Source organism: Methyloglobulus sp., from assembly GCF_964779595.1.
Genome location: NZ_CBAROL010000006.1, coordinates 49,123 through 65,572, shown reverse-complemented (window position 1 = coordinate 65,572; position 16,450 = coordinate 49,123). Strand labels below are relative to the sequence as shown.

General features: G+C 44.6%; 19 protein-coding genes. 7 read left to right on the top strand and 12 right to left on the bottom strand.

Going from position 1 to position 16,450, the window contains the following annotated elements; all coding sequences use genetic code 11:
• Nucleotides 1–123 precede the first annotated feature (123 nt).
• The 3 genes from AC1YY3_RS04100 to AC1YY3_RS04090 all read right to left on the bottom strand — a co-directional run bounded on the left by AC1YY3_RS04100 (nt 124) and on the right by AC1YY3_RS04090 (nt 1,429).
• Nucleotides 124–255, bottom strand: a complete 132-nt coding sequence (locus AC1YY3_RS04100; RefSeq protein WP_481824544.1) for a hypothetical protein — start codon at nt 253–255, stop codon at nt 124–126.
• A gap of 125 nt (nt 256–380) precedes the next feature.
• Complete coding sequence (locus AC1YY3_RS04095; protein ID WP_481824543.1) at nt 381–884, bottom strand: hypothetical protein; 504 nt, start codon at nt 882–884, stop codon at nt 381–383.
• Nucleotides 884–1,429, bottom strand: coding sequence for an FMN-binding protein (locus AC1YY3_RS04090; protein WP_481824542.1), 546 nt, complete (start codon nt 1,427–1,429; stop codon nt 884–886). The genes AC1YY3_RS04095 and AC1YY3_RS04090 overlap by 1 nt, the downstream gene beginning before the upstream one ends.
• Here AC1YY3_RS04090 and AC1YY3_RS04085 point away from each other — a divergent pair.
• The gene (locus AC1YY3_RS04085) at nt 1,428–1,568 is read left to right on the top strand and encodes a hypothetical protein (protein ID WP_481824541.1); all 141 of its coding nucleotides are present in this window, start codon (nt 1,428–1,430) and stop codon (nt 1,566–1,568) included. The genes AC1YY3_RS04090 and AC1YY3_RS04085 overlap by 2 nt on opposite strands.
• Nucleotides 1,569–1,601: 33 nt before the next feature.
• Here the strand turns inward: AC1YY3_RS04085 and AC1YY3_RS04080 are convergent, their stop codons facing one another.
• From AC1YY3_RS04080 to mobA, 3 genes are all read right to left on the bottom strand, one after another.
• On the bottom strand, nt 1,602–3,011 hold the full coding sequence (locus AC1YY3_RS04080; RefSeq protein WP_481824540.1) for a hypothetical protein: 1,410 nt from the start codon (nt 3,009–3,011) through the stop codon (nt 1,602–1,604).
• A 199-nt stretch (nt 3,012–3,210) separates the two neighbouring features.
• The gene (locus tag AC1YY3_RS04075) at nt 3,211–4,071 is read right to left on the bottom strand and encodes a formate dehydrogenase accessory sulfurtransferase FdhD (RefSeq protein ID WP_481824539.1); all 861 of its coding nucleotides are present in this window, start codon (nt 4,069–4,071) and stop codon (nt 3,211–3,213) included.
• Nucleotides 4,061–4,657 (bottom strand): molybdenum cofactor guanylyltransferase MobA, encoded by a 597-nt coding sequence (gene mobA / locus AC1YY3_RS04070; RefSeq protein WP_481824538.1) that lies wholly within the window; start codon nt 4,655–4,657, stop codon nt 4,061–4,063. Before mobA ends, AC1YY3_RS04075 begins: the two co-directional genes overlap by 11 nt.
• A 39-nt stretch (nt 4,658–4,696) precedes the next feature.
• Between mobA and AC1YY3_RS04065 the strand changes: the two genes are divergently transcribed.
• On the top strand, nt 4,697–5,152 hold the full coding sequence (locus AC1YY3_RS04065) for a DUF302 domain-containing protein (RefSeq protein ID WP_481824537.1): 456 nt from the start codon (nt 4,697–4,699) through the stop codon (nt 5,150–5,152).
• Between the two features lie 46 nt (nt 5,153–5,198).
• Nucleotides 5,199–5,594 carry a hypothetical protein gene (locus AC1YY3_RS04060; RefSeq protein ID WP_481824536.1) on the top strand — a complete coding sequence of 132 codons (396 nt, stop codon included), beginning with the start codon at nt 5,199–5,201 and terminating at the stop codon, nt 5,592–5,594.
• A 538-nt stretch (nt 5,595–6,132) separates the two neighbouring features.
• Here the strand turns inward: AC1YY3_RS04060 and AC1YY3_RS04055 are convergent.
• The 4 genes from AC1YY3_RS04055 to AC1YY3_RS04040 form a co-directional block, all read right to left on the bottom strand.
• A complete protein-coding gene (locus AC1YY3_RS04055) occupies nt 6,133–7,590 on the bottom strand; it encodes a beta-barrel assembly-enhancing protease (RefSeq protein WP_481824071.1) in 1,458 nt (485 codons plus the stop codon).
• A gap of 86 nt (nt 7,591–7,676) precedes the next feature.
• Nucleotides 7,677–8,453, bottom strand: coding sequence for a tetratricopeptide repeat protein (locus AC1YY3_RS04050; protein WP_481824070.1), 777 nt, complete (start codon nt 8,451–8,453; stop codon nt 7,677–7,679).
• Nucleotides 8,454–8,706: 253 nt separating this feature from the next.
• Complete coding sequence (locus AC1YY3_RS04045) at nt 8,707–9,762, bottom strand: hydantoinase/oxoprolinase family protein (protein WP_481824069.1); 1,056 nt, start codon at nt 9,760–9,762, stop codon at nt 8,707–8,709.
• Entirely contained in the window at nt 9,752–10,756 is a 1,005-nt protein-coding gene (locus AC1YY3_RS04040; protein WP_481824068.1) for an ATP-grasp domain-containing protein, read from the bottom strand. The genes AC1YY3_RS04045 and AC1YY3_RS04040 overlap by 11 nt, the downstream gene beginning before the upstream one ends.
• 53 nt (nt 10,757–10,809) lie before the next feature.
• Here AC1YY3_RS04040 and AC1YY3_RS04035 point away from each other — a divergent pair, with 53 nt between their 5' ends.
• On the top strand, nt 10,810–11,505 hold the full coding sequence (locus AC1YY3_RS04035) for a HisA/HisF-related TIM barrel protein (protein ID WP_481824067.1): 696 nt from the start codon (nt 10,810–10,812) through the stop codon (nt 11,503–11,505).
• 2 nt (nt 11,506–11,507) lie between these two features.
• On the opposite strand, the gene AC1YY3_RS04030 is transcribed toward AC1YY3_RS04035, so the two are convergent.
• Both AC1YY3_RS04030 and AC1YY3_RS04025 read right to left on the bottom strand, forming a co-directional pair.
• Nucleotides 11,508–12,584, bottom strand: a complete 1,077-nt coding sequence (locus AC1YY3_RS04030) for a copper resistance protein B (protein ID WP_481824066.1) — start codon at nt 12,582–12,584, stop codon at nt 11,508–11,510.
• On the bottom strand, nt 12,581–14,368 hold the full coding sequence (locus tag AC1YY3_RS04025) for a copper resistance system multicopper oxidase (protein ID WP_481824065.1): 1,788 nt from the start codon (nt 14,366–14,368) through the stop codon (nt 12,581–12,583). The genes AC1YY3_RS04030 and AC1YY3_RS04025 overlap by 4 nt, the downstream gene beginning before the upstream one ends.
• 295 nt (nt 14,369–14,663) lie before the next feature.
• On the opposite strand from AC1YY3_RS04025, the gene AC1YY3_RS04020 reads away from it, so the two are divergent.
• The 3 genes from AC1YY3_RS04020 to trhO are packed head-to-tail and all read left to right on the top strand — an operon-like array spanning nt 14,664 to nt 16,435.
• Nucleotides 14,664–14,876: a (2Fe-2S)-binding protein gene (locus tag AC1YY3_RS04020; protein ID WP_481824064.1), complete on the top strand. Its 213-nt coding sequence runs from the start codon at nt 14,664–14,666 to the stop codon at nt 14,874–14,876.
• A 20-nt stretch (nt 14,877–14,896) separates the two neighbouring features.
• Nucleotides 14,897–15,361 (top strand): bacterioferritin, encoded by a 465-nt coding sequence (gene bfr, locus AC1YY3_RS04015; RefSeq protein WP_481824063.1) that lies wholly within the window; start codon nt 14,897–14,899, stop codon nt 15,359–15,361.
• Nucleotides 15,362–15,415: 54 nt separating this feature from the next.
• A complete protein-coding gene (gene trhO, locus AC1YY3_RS04010) occupies nt 15,416–16,435 on the top strand; it encodes an oxygen-dependent tRNA uridine(34) hydroxylase TrhO (protein WP_481824062.1) in 1,020 nt (339 codons plus the stop codon).
• Nucleotides 16,436–16,450 lie beyond the last annotated feature (15 nt).

Genomic DNA, 16,450 nt, shown 5'->3' with positions numbered 1-16,450 from the left:
AAAAAAAATGTACGAACCTTTCGGCAAAGGCGTTGTAAATAGTGTGAAACGCAGATAAAACTAAGGCCGCTAACGATTCAAACGAATCCTTAGCGGCCTAAGAATAAAAAATCGAATATTAGCTTATTGTTCGTCGTCTGGATGTGGCGCAAAAACCCATTTCAACAGCAAAGTAACTACGCCTATAATCACAAGAAGACCTATTATGCCGCCTGGTGTTTTTAATGTTTCGGTCATATCTAAGATGAAGCCCATGTCTGTCCTACCTATGTGTTGTATTTTAGAGATTGCTACTATAGTGCAGCAAATGGAGGAGATAATGATACTTTAGGCAACTTTAAAGTCAAGGTTTTGTTGCATGGGGAATCAGTAAACCCAAACTATTCTGCTTCAAATTCACGCAGATGTCGACGCGCACGAATAAGTGAAATGGCAACCACACAAACCAACGCTGCCAAAGAAAACTCCAATACTACGAATGAAGCTATCTTAAAATAAGCAAACAGTGGATGCACAAACCTGACCAGCCAACCACCCGCCTCATCAGCAAGTGCGGAAATGTAAGTTAAACCACTTAACCAGATTTTCAGTGTTGTTGAAAAATTCGTCATCAACATTAAGTGCGTCAATGTCACGACCAACATACCCATCGAAAACAAATGAAAATGCGACACTTCCAACATCCCTTGGTAGCTTTTGGGCTGGGTAAATTGCTCCTCAGAACCGAGGTAATAAGCAATGACGGATTTCGGCGTTAAATCCATGTGATGAAAATACATCATGCCATTACTAAGCCATAGCAACGCAACATAGCCCAAGAACATCAACACCAGGGCATTCAGCAAGGATTTACGGTGCTGCTCGCCTGTCACAAAATACCGCATCAGTTTTTCCCTGGATTTTTAACCATCGCAAGGTATAGCGCAATCACTTTGCGGACACTATTGACAGCAGCTCGTGTACTTAACGTCGCACCGGAAACACCTTGAATGCCTTTGCTAAAGTCCAACTCTGCTAATGGTTTGTTGTTAAGTTGCTCAAACCAGCGTTCTGGGGGTTGATATTCTGGCGGCTCATGAAATGCCAAAGTATAGACATTACGTAACACTCCTTCAGATGTCAGCACGACCATTAAAGTTTCCGGTTTAGTCCGCACGGTAATGGTTTCGATGGCGGCATAGCCCAAAATTTTGTCGTTTTGTTTGCCAACATAAAAGGTAAACATGGCAGAATCGAGCTTTACTTTGGCTTCTTTTTGAATGCTTGCCATTTGCTGCTCATCAGGGAACAGCGACAGATTTTCTATCTGTGCGCCTTCACCAAATGCCAGCACCATTGCCTCGTTTTTGCTGTAAAAAATAGTGGCAAAGCTGGGTAAAGCAGTAGCCATAAGCCATAAAAACAGGATTAACTTGGTGTTGTGTGACATGTCCGTTCGTAATCGTAAAGGTATCAAAGTCATTTCAAAGCATTACCAAAAATTCAGTTCCAAACAAAACGCCAGCTCAATCGGTCAACTTTGCCAATTGATGACTGGCGTTGCCGCTTTATTCAGTATAACGGCTTGAAAGTGAAATCTATACGGAATACTGAGGGTTTCGTTAGAAAATAAAGCCAAAGCCTAAGTTGAAATCATCTGGCACACTGCCTTTTTTAGCACCAATGTTACGATAATCCGCTTTAATCACGACATTAGGAATCGGTTTGTACTGCAAACCAAACTGATAAATATGCCTGTCCATATTCGCATTATCAAGAAAGCCATTCGGTGCCGTCGCAATCGTATCAAATTGTTCATAGCGGAAAAACGGTGCTAAATACTGCGCTGTATCCTTGAATATGAGCGGCAAAACATCATAGCCGACCTCAGTGTACCAACCGTAATTCTCTGAACCGACGGTTTCACCTTTTTCGGCGCTTAGTAGATCGGCGTTGTTAACATGCCCCCATGAACCTAATGCGCGCCATTCTAAACCCCGGTATTTCCATTGGGCGTGAGCTTCGTAAAGCTGGACTAACACATCCGGCGTTTGTCCTGCAAAGGTTTGGTTCTGCCCTGAATTTCCGACATAAGCAGAACCGCCAACAGACACACCAGGCAATACCTCAGGCGCATAATCCATACGAGCAACATAGCCAAAATTTTCTGCCTTGGCATTGCTCCCGCTACCACGCCCATCACGAATACCGCTAGAACTAAACTCCGCCGCATTCAAGCCATTGACCACATAGGTCGTATACGTCAGCTCTGGCGTGATTTGCCCGAACAAACCCACACCAATTTCGCGCCAAGTACTGGGAATAATGCGGCGCTCAACTTCAGGGCGGTTATTGCCAAAGAAGAACGGCGGCTCATGAATCTGGTTGATAAACCCCATCGGCATCAACACCAAACCCGCCCTGATATTCGCCAAGGGATCAATGAAAAAATCCAGTGCCGCAAACTCAACAGACACCTCACCTTTTTCTTCTGAGCCTTCCCCAGTCGTCGCATGTTCAAATTCAATTTCACTATTGAACAGGATGTTATCGGTAAATTTGTAACCGGCATACAACACTAAGCGTTCCATATCGGCATTATCGACATTATTCTTCTTGTCGCCGACATTCGCTTGATAATTGGCTTCGCCATACCCACCTATAGATAACCCTTTGCCAACTTGATAAATTTTCGATGCCGCAGGCCCTAAGCCATAAGCGCTTTTGTATTTGGCTTCTTCCGGAATTGCCAGGTTGGTGCGTAACTTTTCAACCTCCTGACTTAACACGTCGGTTTTGCGCTCCAAATTTTTCACGTTGCTTGGAGCTGGCGCATCTGCAATCGGCGGGTGATCGCTTACTGGTGCATTAGCCATTTGTACTTTCATCGCCTGAATTTCCTGCTGCTGTGCCTGGATAATCTTCCACATATCATCCATTGTTTTTGGTTTTTCCAAGGCATAACTGGGTACGTTTAATGTAAACAGCACTATTACTGCAATACTTGCAAGTGCCATTCGGTTAATCTTCATAGCTATTTCTCCGTTCATTATTAAAACTGGTGAACAGAGTATAATACAAATGAACGGTAAGATACAAATGATTCTTATTTGTATCTTACCGTTTATTAAATAACTTGGTATTACCCCCTCACTTCTTAGGAAATTTATTCATTTCCTGCCACTTAAATCCGCTTTCTCTCGTATATCAAATAACTGTACCTATTTTGGCTCAGACGGCTCCATCAAACTCAACATTCTCAACGCCATTCAACACCAGAAAATGTTTGCCTTTTGCGCGTGAAATAAGCGTGATGCCCGATTGTTTCGCCATTTCCAGGCCCATTTGGGTTGCACCGGAACGCGACAGCAATACGGGTATGCCCATTTGCGAGACCTTAATCACCATTTCCGAAGTCAGGCGGCCTGTCGTATAAAATATCTTATTGTCACCGGAAATATTGTTCAGCCACATATAACCCGCGATGGCATCAACGGCGTTATGCCTGCCCACGTCTTCAATAAAAAAGTCGATGTTCGTGCCGCTGCATAAAGCGCAACCATGCACCGCACCGGCAGTTTTATACACTTCGTTATAGTTTTTTAACGCATCCAACATGCCGTAAAGCGTGGATTGCTTGATGGCGTAAGCTGGAATTTTGATGGCTTGCAGTTTTTCCAGCAATTTGCCAAATACCGTGCCTTGCCCACAACCTGTGGTAACGGTACGTTGTGCCATTTGCTGGGTCAATTGTTCTGCCAGTTGTTCATTTTGATGTTGGGTAACAACGGCTACGGCTTCGGTAGCCCAATCAACCTGCACTATTTTGATATCGCCGATATTGTCGAAAAAGCCTTGGTTTTTTAGATAGCCTAAGGTTAACAGTTCGGGATGCGTACCCATCGTCATTAAGGTGACTATTTCCTGTTTATCGACGTAAAGGGTCAATGCCCGTTCCCCGACCAGCTCTATATCACGGGGTTCTCCATTTTCATCGACGGCAACCGTAGTCATGGAAAAAGCCAGCCCGGCGTTGGTCATGTCGGGTTGATAGGATTCTGGTCGGCCTGATTGATGCGCCCTACCCTTCATCTTGCGCCTCTAAATCGGATAATTCCGTTAGGGTGTTGATATTGACAAAAATCTCCGGCTCGGCACTGAAATCGGCTTTGACCATTTTGTGTTGTGCTAGCCAAAGGTCGATTTTGCGTTGTCCACTGAGCAAATACTCTTGCAGGCTGGATCTTAATGTCGTTTTTATCGCCAAAAAAACCGGGTGCAAGCGTTCACCGTCAAAGGCCACCGCAACATCGGCATCGTTTTCTGCACGTGTTGATAGCAATTTTTGCAGATGCCCCGCCTTAACTAAGGGCGAGTCGCACGGCATGACCAGCAATACGCCCGTTTCTGCAAATAGCATCGCCGTCAATACGCCTGCCAGTGGGCCATCAAAATTGTTTGTTTGGTCGCTGACAACTGGTAACCCAAATTGCTGGTATTCGACGATATTTCGGTTGGCATTGATGATAGTTTGGCCTGCAATCGTACTCATTGCAGCAATGGCATAACTCACCATCGGCTGGCCTTTAAAGCTGATTAAGCCTTTGTCCTGATTATTCATGCGCCGAGCAAGCCCTCCCGCAAGAATCACGCCCGTCACTTTTGTTTGCATGTCCATAATGTTAAGCTCTGCTTCTATTTAACGAGTGTTAGTAAGATGATTGCACGTTGTATCATTTTCGCAAGCTTATTGTTTTTTGCAGGCTGCGCTACCCAACCAGCAGGTGAGTTTGTGTCTTATTATCAGGTAGAAACGCACAAACCTTACGATGATGTGTTGGCGGAACTTGAAATCGCCATCGCCGAAAACAATTTCAGGATAACCGGACATAGCCGCGTTGGCAAAGTGATCCGTGACCGTGGCACCAAAAATTTCCCCGAATACGACACCATCCAGTTTTGTAACCTGACCGAAGCCAAAACCATACTGTTGATGTCCCCACAGGCCATCAGGCACATGCCCTGCAATGTAATCGCCTACCAATTTCAAGATAAGACCATCGTCAGGACTCATTTGTTGCCCACGGACACCGACAACAAAGCATTGGATGCGTTTTCGGTTAAAATGAACCAGGTTTTGAAAAAAATTGTCGATTTTGCGGCGGAAGAATAAGCCTTAGAATCTCGATAAATGTCCACTAAAAGGAAAAATAGTCTTCATGAAAACACACAACAAATCTCTAATGTTTAGCTTGGTTACGGTATTTACATTAATCGGCTGCACCACAATCCCAGAAAAAGCACCTGAACAAGTGCAAGCCGCCGTGAAAACGAACGACTACCCCACCCGTGATCGTGTCGAATACGTCTTAAATTGCGTAGCCCAGCACGGTGGACTCACCTTCATCACCCAGTATGCGTGTGGCTGCAAAATAGATAATATCGCTGGAAAACTCAGTTTTGCTGATTACGAAGCAGCCAGGACTTTCTCAATGTTAAAAAGTACGCCTGGCGAGGCTGGTGGCGTGTTCCGCGATCCTCAGCAATCCAAAGATTTACGGAAACAACTGAAAGAAGCTGAGGCTTATGCAGAAAAACAATGCTTTGTTAAGTAGGTTATTCGTGGATTTAATTTTCAGGCGTATTAAATTGAAAATCTAATGAGGTCATTTAATAATGGAATGAAATATACTGCTAGTTAAGTAACTTGCAGTTATAGCAGTCTGCTTGAAATGGCAGGGGTTAAAGGCTTTTTTACAAAACCAACAGGCAATAAAAAGCCCACATAAAGTGGGCATGTTGAGTTTTATTATAGTTATTATTTCGTTGTACTGTGTGTCGCCTGCACAACTCAACTCAAGCAGAATTACTTTTTTATTATTGTTATATATCAATAGCCTAAAAGGCTATTTCCCCCTCTATACCGACGGTTAAACCGGCATCGCTCCGAAAAGCTGGGGCTATTGTATATCTGAAAAAACGCTCTTGTCCAACAAAAAAAGTCATTTTTTAAAATAATTAACACTTCCTTAAAAATCACTTTTTATTACAGTTAGTTACAAATGGTGATAAATCGTTATCTATTAAATTTGTAAGCAGAGGCTGACCTAAAAACGATCCTGTTAAGCTTAGGTTCAGGAAAGTGTTAACTGTTTATTGCTCGCGTCTGGCTTCAATTTGCTCGTTCAAAAAGAAATCATGCCTTCCTCTAAGTATAGCCCTCAACTGCGGATTAAGCCCTTTTGATTGCTGTGCCAACCTGATCTGGAAGATCGCATCCTGAATTTGCCCCATCGCATAATAGTATTCCGCCAAATAACGATGGGATTCTGCGGATTGTTTTAGATCGTTATAGACTTGCGCCATCAATTCATAATAAACCGGAAGACTTTGGGTTTTATAAGGCAAAGCAGATAAATTCTTCTTGGCGGTAACAGAATCCCCAGACCGCACCAAAGCGGTAATATATTCAAGCTTAATGGCTTCGTTACTGGGAAATTGCTCGGTGAGTTGCTGATACCGCGCTAACGCAAGCCGATAATTTTTGGACTCAAGGGCGGTACGCGCAAGCGCATTTGCATAGTGCGATTGCCCTGGATTTTGTTTTGCTAATTGCTGAAAAATCGATTCCGCTTCACTGTATCTTTGCGCTTTAAGCGCCACCAAACCCGTGCCGTATCGTGCGACAGTCCGTTGCTCACTTGTCCCTTGTGTTAAGCCAGATTGAAACTGTTTTGTCGTTGCAGCATCGTCATTACTGGCTAAAACCTTGAGTTTCGCACGGATTAATTGATAGCTTAAGGAATCTGGATATTGTCTGTATGGATAGGTTTCTGCCCGTCCACGAGTATCGGAGATACGCGATGCAGTGACCGGATGTGTCCGTAAAAACTCCGGCACATCCTTGCCATAATAGCGGCTGGACTGTTGCAAGCGTTCAAAGAACGTCGGCATACTGCGGGGGTCGTATCTGGCTTCTTGCAAAGTTTGCATACCCACACGATCTGCTTCCATTTCGTTTTCACGGGTAAAATCAATCTGGAATTGTACGCTGCTACCCATAATCGCCATTATTGCCGCTTGCCCCAAGGCGGGTGATTGTGTACCCAACAGTATCGCCGCCAGGGTTGCTGCCATTGTAGGCACTGAAAGCCGCCCAGCAGCTTCTGCGGCACGATACAAATGCCTCTGGGTGACGTGAGCAATTTCGTGTGCCATCACCGAAGCCAGTTCGCTTTCCGCTTCGGTCAAGACGATCAAACCCGAATTAACGCCAATATAGCCGCCTGGTCCTGCAAACGCGTTGATGTCGTTTTCCAACACGACAAAAAAATGGAAGGGCAAACTAGGGCCGTCACTGTTAGCCACCAATTTTTGACCGATGGTTTGGATATATTCCTGAATTTCCGCATCTTGGTTGATGGTAATTTGGGAATGCAGGCTCCTGAAAAAATATTCGCCTAATTCCTTTTCTTCTGCGGGAGTAATGATAGTACCGGAAGAATCGCCCATATCGGGCAAGACAATCTTAGTATTAAGTTCAGCCTGATAGGTAACAGGGAAGACGACCAGCACCAACGCTAAAATAATACGAGGGGTAATGAATTTCATGGCGATGGGACTGTTGTAGGTAAGCTTAGTTCCAGTACTTCAAAATTCTCAATAGTAAATAGTCGCTTAAATAACATCTTTGTCTATCAGTATTTAGCCGCTTCAGCCTTAGCTTTCTTAGCACCACCAACGTTCTTCTGCAACTCCCTGGCATTCGCTATCAATAACCAACTGTGTTTTTTCAAGGTATTGTCATTGACCGCCAAAAGCGCGGCTTTTCTGGCAAGATCTTCTGCTAATCGTGGTTTTGATTGCTTTAAGCGCAATACTGCCAATTTATAGTACAAAGTCGCATTTCTAGGCTCAATGCGAATAGCCCGCTCGATAGATGCAACGGCAGAATCCTGATTGCCGCCTTGGCTATTCTCATTAGCCGCCATAACTAGCGATCCTACAGCGGGAGTTTGTGGAGCAAAGGTTTCTAATGGGACTAACGCTTCGGGTGCTTTCGGTACTACCGGAGCTGGAGGAGCTATCGGAGCAACAATCTCTGCGGGTTTTGGTTGATCCGCAGGGGGCTCTGTTTCCGGCAGGTTTCCTGTTTCCGCCGTTGGATCAGTTCCAAATGGATCAGTCGTTTCAGGAGGTTGCGTGGGGTCACTGCCAGGTGCTACTGGCGGCGGCAAATCAGGTTTAATCTCTACCATTTCCGGCGCTTTACCTAAGCCTTCAAGCGGTTTAGTAACTATGATTTGCGGTGGCTGATGTTGGACTGGATTGTCTGGCGTACCCAGATACGGGTCATCGCCATTATTTCCAGCTTGTCCGCCAAATACCGGTGCTGGCGGTTGCCCACCAAAATCCGCACAAGCAGTAAGCAGAAATGTTACGAAAAAAGCGAATAGTAGGTGTCTGATTTGCATGTGTTATTGAAAACCCCTTTAAACTTCATAAGCCGTGAACAATGACTAATCAATTCATTTCTAGTCAGAAATGAACCCGTTTTGCGACATTCTAACCTACAAAGTATTTCTTCCAAAAATACCCTAAATTAGCAAAGATAACTCGCATTTTTTACAATCATAAACAATCAACATCGCTTTTAACAAAACTATATTATCAATAACTTAAAGCACAAACTTAATATTCTTATAGGAAATTAAGCTTAATCTAGTATTAAGCTGAATCCCACGAAGCGGCTAAACAAGCGACCGCAATCGCAGGAGCGCAATCAGCTACGGTATGTTCTGAGTTAAACCACGTGTCTGAACATAATTCGGCAAAATCCAGATACGGGCGACCTACATTTTGTGCTATCTGCTTGACCAGAAACCGCCCTACGCCAGCACCTATTATTGGGCTATTATTTGTTGCTAATTGAATGCGTTTCCCGTGTCGCTCACAAGCAGTTTGGATTCTTGCCAGTTGCTGTAGCCGAAGATTGTTAGCAAAGCATTGCCAGCGAGCCAGTTCATTATCGTGATAATCGCAACCTATCATTCTTGCCAGCCGTTTGGCACTGGCTGCTACGGTTTTTTCTGCGCCATCAGCACTATCGCATTGGTCGTGCGATTCGTTCAATTCGCCAGTTAGCCGATACACGTCTGCCATCGTGGCAAAATATTCTGCCATTATGCCGACTTCTTTGCCCTCATCCTGGGCAGATTGTGCGACTGCCATGACGGCGGTACGCACGATTCCGGTATAAATCATTTCCTGCGAAATTAACCGCTGATAGTCGCTATAACCTTCTGCCAACACCTTGCCACCACTTAATAGTAGAATATCGGTAGTTGTGCTGCCAACATCAACAAACAAACCGCTGCCAATCTTTTGCGCCGCCCAAGTCGCGCTTGCCAGCCAATTGGCTGACGCAATGTTGGCATAATGCTTCGGTTTAACCTCAGCCATCCGCAAAAAGCCGTCTTTACCTGCATAAACTATCACCTCAGCATTCGGTAAAAGCTGGCTCATTGCCACCAGAATATGCTTAACGCCATCATCCCTGCCCTCAAACAGATCAACCAATTCGCCGGTCATGGTCAGCACATGCTTATTGATGTGCGTTGGCGATTGGCTAAGTATTGCTTGCACGGCTTCATGCAGTTTATCTATGCCCTTCCATAACTGGCAAGGACGTTGATAGACAGCAATGATGTCCGATGGTGGCTGAATAATCGCGGCCTTAAGATGAGCACCGCCGATGTCCCAACCCATGATGTTAGTTTGCATGGTTTTCCTGCCCCGTGATATTGATGTAAACGGGTTGATTACGGGTCGGTTCTAGTTGCGGATCGCCCGACAATAAATCTAGGACTGCACTGGCGCAATTAATGCCCAGGGCTTCATGTATACCCGCATAAGATGTCGTAAGACGCGGATTGATTTCAAGAACAAGAATCTCACCTGCCGTTTCTATCAAATCAATGCCCACATAACCCCATAAACCCTGCATTGCTAGGGCTATGTTACTGACTATATGATATTTTGCGGTATCTGAGGTGAAATTCACGGTTATTCCGGTTAACTGGTATTGCTGGTCGATACGCTCAAAATATTGCCGATTAGCGCAGACCAACCAGCCGCGACCGTTTTTAAACAAGCAAGATAAGCTGGTTTTTTCACCTTGCTTGTGGGGTTGGATAATGTATTTTTGCTTGTCAATCGACTCTGTTATCGACGTAAATTCTTGTTCGTCTACAACTACATAGCTATCCGTGCAGCCGACTCCATTAACCGATTTTATTATCCATTCACCTGGCAGATAACTAAAATCGACCAGCTTTTGTGTTGGCACAGTCGCAATGCAATGCTTTTGCAAACATTGGTAAGTCAGCCATTTATTACCTGCAACAGCAACTGCGGTGGACGATGAATTCAGTAAAATTTTGCCGGACTTCTCTACGGTTTGACATAAGTTTTGTAAAACATCGTCACTTTCTGGTGCAACAACCCAAACTGCATCGCACTCCGCCAACAGACCTAGGAATTTTTGCTGACATTCGTGTTCCGGTTTAATAATATGGCTGTTAATGTGGTGCGTTAACCTTCCTATCATGCGGTAATCCAGCATGACTAAAGGATCTACTAATTCTATCCTGGTGAGATCATCCACCAAAGCTTGCAACATCAACAAGCCTTCCTGCGCCAAAGGTTCGGGAAGTTTGAACGAATTGAAGCCGCCACCAGTGATATACTCAAACACGAGAGTTTTTAACTTTTTCATAGCCGCTATTCTAGCATCACGCACCCAGACAGCGGATTAAGGTCAGATAAGCTATGCAAATAATCCCCGTCATCGACCTCAAAAACGGCATTGTCGTTCACGCCAAACTCGGCAATCGCGACGACTATGCACCATTGAAATCCGACATTTGCGCTTCTTCAGATATTTTTGACGTAATCAATGCCTTTTCGTCACTTTTTGGCTTTTCGATTATTTACATTGCCGACCTTAATGCGATTACTCGACTAGGCAATAATGCAAGCTTGCTGGATGACGTGCTAACGGCATTTCCTCACCTCCTGTTCTGGGTAGATAGCGGTTATCCTTTATGTGATGCGAGTCTACAAAAGCACAAAAATTTTTTTCCGGTGTTAGGCAGTGAATCTTTTCAGGATGAAAATACTGCTGAAATAGAACAATTTGGTAACCGTTTTATTCTATCCTTGGATTATTCAGCCACTGGCGAAATGGGCGCAAAAACTTTGTTTTCTAAGCAAGAATTATGGCCTGAAAGCATTATTATCATGAGCTTACCCAGAGTGGGCAGCAAGCTAGGTCCTGATTTTGATAGCTTAACAGCTTACCGCAAGCGCTATCCCCAACAAAAAATCATTGCCGCAGGTGGCATAAGGGACAACGAGGATTTGATAAAATTAGCGCACATAGGAACTTACCAAGCTTTAGTAGCTACTGCGCTGCATAATGGCAAAATTAGCCCTGATGACATCGCACGCTTGCAGAAAAAATAAGCTTAAAACCAAAAATGCACACCCGCAACAAATCGGGTTTCTTCGGCTTGTTTACCTTGGAATTGAATTATATCAGCCGCTGAGCCAAAGGTGCTTGCCCATTCTATGCCGATATAAGGTGCAAATTCACGTTTGATTTCATAGCGTAAGCGTAATCCCGCTTCAATATTAGATAAACCACTGCTAACCAAACGTGACGGATCACTTTGGCTATAAAAATTCACTTCGACGCGGGGTTGAAGTATCAGTTTTTGGGTGATAAGCACGTCATATTCTGTTTCGAGACGAAAGGCGGTGCGGCCTTCTTCACCTACATAAGCGGTCGCTTCTACGTATAGCCAATACGGCGCAAAGCCCTGTACCCCAAAAGCCCCCCAAACTCGGTCAGTTCCTAAGCCACTATCGACACGAACACCCAGTTGCGTATCCCAGAACGCGGTCAGGGCATGACCCCAAAGTGCTTCATTACGGTTATTTTTGAATGTACCTTGGTCGATTTCGCCTTCCGCCCTGATAACTAACTTATCGTAGTCTTGCCCGTACCACGCTTGCCAGTCGTAAGTCATGGAAAAGTCATCTCGTGCGTTTACGCCTTCCAAACGATCAACAATAAAAGCACCTAAATAGTGTGAATCCCCCATTACTGGTTTCGATAAGTCACTGTAATCGTGACCATCAGTATAAGCATGGGGATCGCGGTTGTCTTTCAGTTGTTGAATGCCTTGGTCTGGCTTTAAGCTGTAATTTTTATGTTCCTCAGTTTGATCATCAGTTAGAGGCTCGTGAAGCATCATTTTGGAATGATCCATGCTTTGGTGGTCATGGCCTGGCATCATGTCCATGTTGTTTGATTCAGGCATTTCTGCCCAGGCATTTGCACACACAGTGACAAGCAATACGAAGGTAATCTTCATAAAAACATTAAGGAATGCCTTATTATGTCCTTCGACAAAGCTCTCCTGAGCATAGTTGAAGGGTTCAGGTAGAACGGCGATGTGTTTATTCCGTTCGTGGTGAGCTGGTCGAACCATGAGTGGAATAAATACATCGCCCAGATGTTTTTTAAGTAAAAAACTCAAGACACCACCACTTCCCTAAACATTCCCGCGTGCATGTGGTAGAACAAATGGCAATGCCAAGGCCAACGACCTAGCGCATCGGCGGTGACCAGAAAGGTAACGCGTTGGGCAGGTTGCACGATAATCGTATGCTTTCGTGCCTGAAATTGCCCGTCCTCGGATTCCAACTCACTCCACATACCGTGCAAATGCACCGGATGCGCCATCATGGTGTCGTTGTGCAATATAACCCGAAGCCGTTCGCCGTATCGGAAATGAATCGGTTTAGCATCGTTATATTCCACGCCATCGAAAGACCAGGTATAACGCTGCATATTGCCAGTAAGGTGTAGCTCCATTTCCCGTGTCGGCGACCTGGCATCAAGCGTTCCACCTACCGTGTGCAAATCAGCATACGTTAAAACTCGTCTGCCGTTATTTCTTAAGCCAACGCCGGGGTCGTCCAAATTAGTACGTGGCGTATCAACCCGCATATCGACACTGGCATCAAACTCCGTGCTGGCATGGTGAACTTGGATACTTTTCTTGCTGGCAGTTTTGACATCACTCATGCCAGCCATAGCGTGCATACTGTGATCCATCTGGCTCATTTGCTCAGGTGTCATTTTGCTACGATCCATACCCGCCATATCATGATCCATCGCACCCATCATATCGCCCATCGTCAACGGCTGCGCTTTGTCTAACGCAGGCACAGGCGCAGATAAGCCTGATTGTGTTGCTAATGTGCCGCGAACATAGCCGGTGCGATCCATAGACTGTGCGAAAATGGTATAAGCGTTGTCTTCCGGCGTTACGATTACATCGTAAGTTTCCGCCAAGCCGATACGAAACTCATCGACTTCTACCGGATCAATATTTTGCCCGTCCGCCGATACCACAATCATTTTAAGTCCAGGAATGCGGACATCAAAAAACGATTGCGCGGAGGCATTGATAAACCGCAACCGAATTTTCTCACCCAGTTTGAATAAGCCTAGCCAGTTATCTGTGCTGGTGTGTCCATTGACTAAATACGTGTAAGTCGATGCTGAAATGTCCGCTAAATCCGTTCGATTCATCCGCATCATGTTCCATTCATGGCGCTTTTCAACTGCTGAGGAAAGCCCTTCATCGGCAACATCATCAAACAAATCAACAATCGTCGGCTGATTGTGGTTGTAATAAGCACTTTCTTTTTTAAGCTTGGCAAATACCGCCATCGGGTCTTCGTCCGTCCAATCTGACATTAACACCACATAATCGCGGTCAGCTTGATTAGGATCGGGTTTTAAAGGATCAATAACGATAGCGCCATATAATCCAGTCTGCTCCTGCATCTCGGAATGTGAGTGATACCAATAAGTGCCGGATTGCTGCACCTTGAAGTGATAAGTAAAAGTTTCTCCAGGCGCGATACCATCGAAACTGATTTGCGGCGCACCGTCCATCTGGTAGGGCAGGATAATGCCGTGCCAATGCAGGGAAGTTTCTTCGGGAAGGAGGTTTTTAACCCTTAAAGTAACAATATCGCCTTCCTGCCAGTGCAATGTAGGCCCAGGCACAGTGCCGTTAATGGTCGTAGCGTACTTTTCTGTGCCGCTGATATTAACTATGTTATGGGCAATTGTTAGGTCGAATTCTGTGCCATTCAGCACTGGGACGGCTTGTGCATTTGCCTGTGCTTTTGCTGGCTTGATATAAGGCAGTGTAGCTATCAGGACGCAACTGTTGAACAATCCTTTAAGGAATTTTCGGCGTGAACGGCTGGCTAAAGACTTTAGGCGATTTGTTGTGATGGTCATTTGTTAATTATCAATCAAGGCTTATTAAGCCATTAATTCCTTATAGAACAATCAGTTAATATTTCCCCCATAATCCATTTATGTGGATCAAGCCCTACCTAAAATCAACAAAATGGGTGCAATTATAGTGTTTTTACGCAGCTAACTTATGTTTTTAATCAACATTAGTGTATTCAGCTTTCAAGCTCTTTGGCTAAATTGCGACCAAGCTCTCAAAAATAATGCTATTGCCCTCTTGACTTATTAATGAGAATTGTTATCATTAGCATAACATTTAGCTAGTCAGGAAATTTCCATGTACGTATGCGTTTGCAAGGCAGTAACGGATACCCAAATTAAGCAAGCCATTGACGAAGGCCTGAGATCTCAGCGTGAGCTGTTCAAATGTTTAGGTGTCGGTGGTAGTTGCGGCAAGTGCAATCCCGATGTAAAAGAACTGCTGAATGACCACAGCCGTAATCAAACCTTGATGCAAAATAACGCAAATCCCTCTATACTCGCAGCTTAATCAGCTAGCGAGATAGACCGATGAAAGGTGACCCTAAAGTTATAGAATTCCTCAATACTGCCCTGACCAATGAATTGACGGCGGTCAACCAGTACTTCTTACACGCCAGAATGTACAAAAACTGGGGCTTTAGCAAGCTTAATGAGAAGGAATATCACGAATCCATCGATGAAATGAAACATGCCGATCAGTTGATTGAGCGCATACTTTTTCTTGAAGGACTGCCCAATCTGCAAAATCTTGGCAAGCTTAGGATTGGCGAAAATCCAGAAGAAATGCTGAAGTGCGACTTAAAACTGGAACTTGAAGCCATTCCGCCGCTCAGAGAAGCCATCGCCTACTGCGAGCAGATAAAAGACTATATTTCCCGCGAAGTTTTTCAGCATATCCTTGAAAATGAAGAAGAACATGTTGATTGGCTGGAAACTCAGTTTGAGTTAATAGGTAACATTGGCATCCAAAATTATCTGCAATCGCAAATGTAAGCACTTAGTCATCCTCGTTTTATCCACTTAATTTTAAAAAAGATTTACCCAGCAATGCCCCAAATAGTTGTTTGCGCCCTGTACAAATTTGTTGAATTGCCCGATTACCAACAATTGCGGCAGCCTTTGTTTGATGTTATGGACAATAACCAAGTTAGAGGAACGCTTTTGCTTGCTCGTGAAGGCATCAATGGCACAATTGCAGGCTCACGATTTGCAGTTGATACGGTAGTAAATTGGCTAAAATCAGATCCGCGCTTGGCAGGGCTTGACTGCAAAGAATCTTTCACCGACATCCCGCCTTTCAACCGCACCAAAGTAAAGCTCAAAAACGAAATCGTCACGATGGGCATTGAAGGTATTGACCCTAAACAGGTCGTGGGTACTTATGTTGCTCCTAAAGATTGGAACAGCTTGATTTCAGACCCTGAAGTCCTACTTATCGACACACGCAACGATTACGAATATCAAGTCGGCACGTTTAAAAACGCCATCAACCCCAGCACCGAAAGTTTCAGGGAATTTCCCCAGTACGTAAAAGATCATCTTGATCCAGTAAAACACAAAAAAGTCGCCATGTTTTGCACTGGCGGCATTCGCTGTGAAAAATCAACGGCTTATCTTAAAGAACAAGGCTTTGAAGAAGTCTATCATCTCAAAGGCGGCATCCTGAAATATCTGGAAGAAGTGCCTGAACAAGAAACCTTATGGCAAGGGGAATGTTTTGTGTTTGATGAACGGGTAACGGTTAACCTCAAGCTGGAAAAAGGCGGTTACGACCAGTGCAACGCCTGTCGTATGCCGATAACCGAAGCTGACAAAGCCAGCAATACCTATGAAAAAGGCGTAAGTTGCCCACATTGTTACGACAAAAAGTCGCCAGAACAAAAATTGCGTTTTGCACAACGTGAAAAACAGATGGGATTGGCTAAACAACGCGGCGAAACCCACATCGGTACAGATGCCGCCAAAGCGTTGATAGCCAAACGAGAAGCTAAATTAAAGCGCAGACTATACGCGGCAGAACAAGAAAATCTGGCATTGCCCACCACAACTCACCATCAGTCTTCTTGATAAAAGTTATTATCA

Excerpts from the sequence above, each read along its gene's own strand:
- AC1YY3_RS04055 (WP_481824071.1), bottom strand. The coding sequence starts at position 7,590 with ATGAAATTCATTACCCCTCGTATTATTTTAGCGTTGGTGCTGGTCGTC.
- AC1YY3_RS04050 (WP_481824070.1), bottom strand. The coding sequence starts at position 8,453 with ATGCAAATCAGACACCTACTATTCGCTTTTTTCGTAACATTTCTGCTT.
- AC1YY3_RS04080 (WP_481824540.1), bottom strand. The coding sequence starts at position 3,011 with ATGAAGATTAACCGAATGGCACTTGCAAGTATTGCAGTAATAGTGCTG.
- AC1YY3_RS04025 (WP_481824065.1), bottom strand. The coding sequence starts at position 14,368 with ATGACCATCACAACAAATCGCCTAAAGTCTTTAGCCAGCCGTTCACGC.
- AC1YY3_RS04100 (WP_481824544.1), bottom strand. The coding sequence starts at position 255 with ATGGGCTTCATCTTAGATATGACCGAAACATTAAAAACACCAGGCGGC.
- AC1YY3_RS04040 (WP_481824068.1), bottom strand. The coding sequence starts at position 10,756 with ATGAAAAAGTTAAAAACTCTCGTGTTTGAGTATATCACTGGTGGCGGC.
- AC1YY3_RS04045 (WP_481824069.1), bottom strand. The coding sequence starts at position 9,762 with ATGCAAACTAACATCATGGGTTGGGACATCGGCGGTGCTCATCTTAAG.
- AC1YY3_RS04090 (WP_481824542.1), bottom strand. The coding sequence starts at position 1,429 with ATGTCACACAACACCAAGTTAATCCTGTTTTTATGGCTTATGGCTACT.
- AC1YY3_RS04020 (WP_481824064.1), top strand. The coding sequence starts at position 14,664 with ATGTACGTATGCGTTTGCAAGGCAGTAACGGATACCCAAATTAAGCAA.
- AC1YY3_RS04035 (WP_481824067.1), top strand. The coding sequence starts at position 10,810 with ATGCAAATAATCCCCGTCATCGACCTCAAAAACGGCATTGTCGTTCAC.
- AC1YY3_RS04065 (WP_481824537.1), top strand. The coding sequence starts at position 4,697 with ATGATTGCACGTTGTATCATTTTCGCAAGCTTATTGTTTTTTGCAGGC.
- bfr (WP_481824063.1), top strand. The coding sequence starts at position 14,897 with ATGAAAGGTGACCCTAAAGTTATAGAATTCCTCAATACTGCCCTGACC.
- AC1YY3_RS04095 (WP_481824543.1), bottom strand. The coding sequence starts at position 884 with ATGCGGTATTTTGTGACAGGCGAGCAGCACCGTAAATCCTTGCTGAAT.
- AC1YY3_RS04075 (WP_481824539.1), bottom strand. The coding sequence starts at position 4,071 with ATGAAGGGTAGGGCGCATCAATCAGGCCGACCAGAATCCTATCAACCC.
- mobA (WP_481824538.1), bottom strand. The coding sequence starts at position 4,657 with ATGGACATGCAAACAAAAGTGACGGGCGTGATTCTTGCGGGAGGGCTT.
- AC1YY3_RS04060 (WP_481824536.1), top strand. The coding sequence starts at position 5,199 with ATGAAAACACACAACAAATCTCTAATGTTTAGCTTGGTTACGGTATTT.
- trhO (WP_481824062.1), top strand. The coding sequence starts at position 15,416 with ATGCCCCAAATAGTTGTTTGCGCCCTGTACAAATTTGTTGAATTGCCC.
- AC1YY3_RS04085 (WP_481824541.1), top strand. The coding sequence starts at position 1,428 with ATGTCCGTTCGTAATCGTAAAGGTATCAAAGTCATTTCAAAGCATTAC.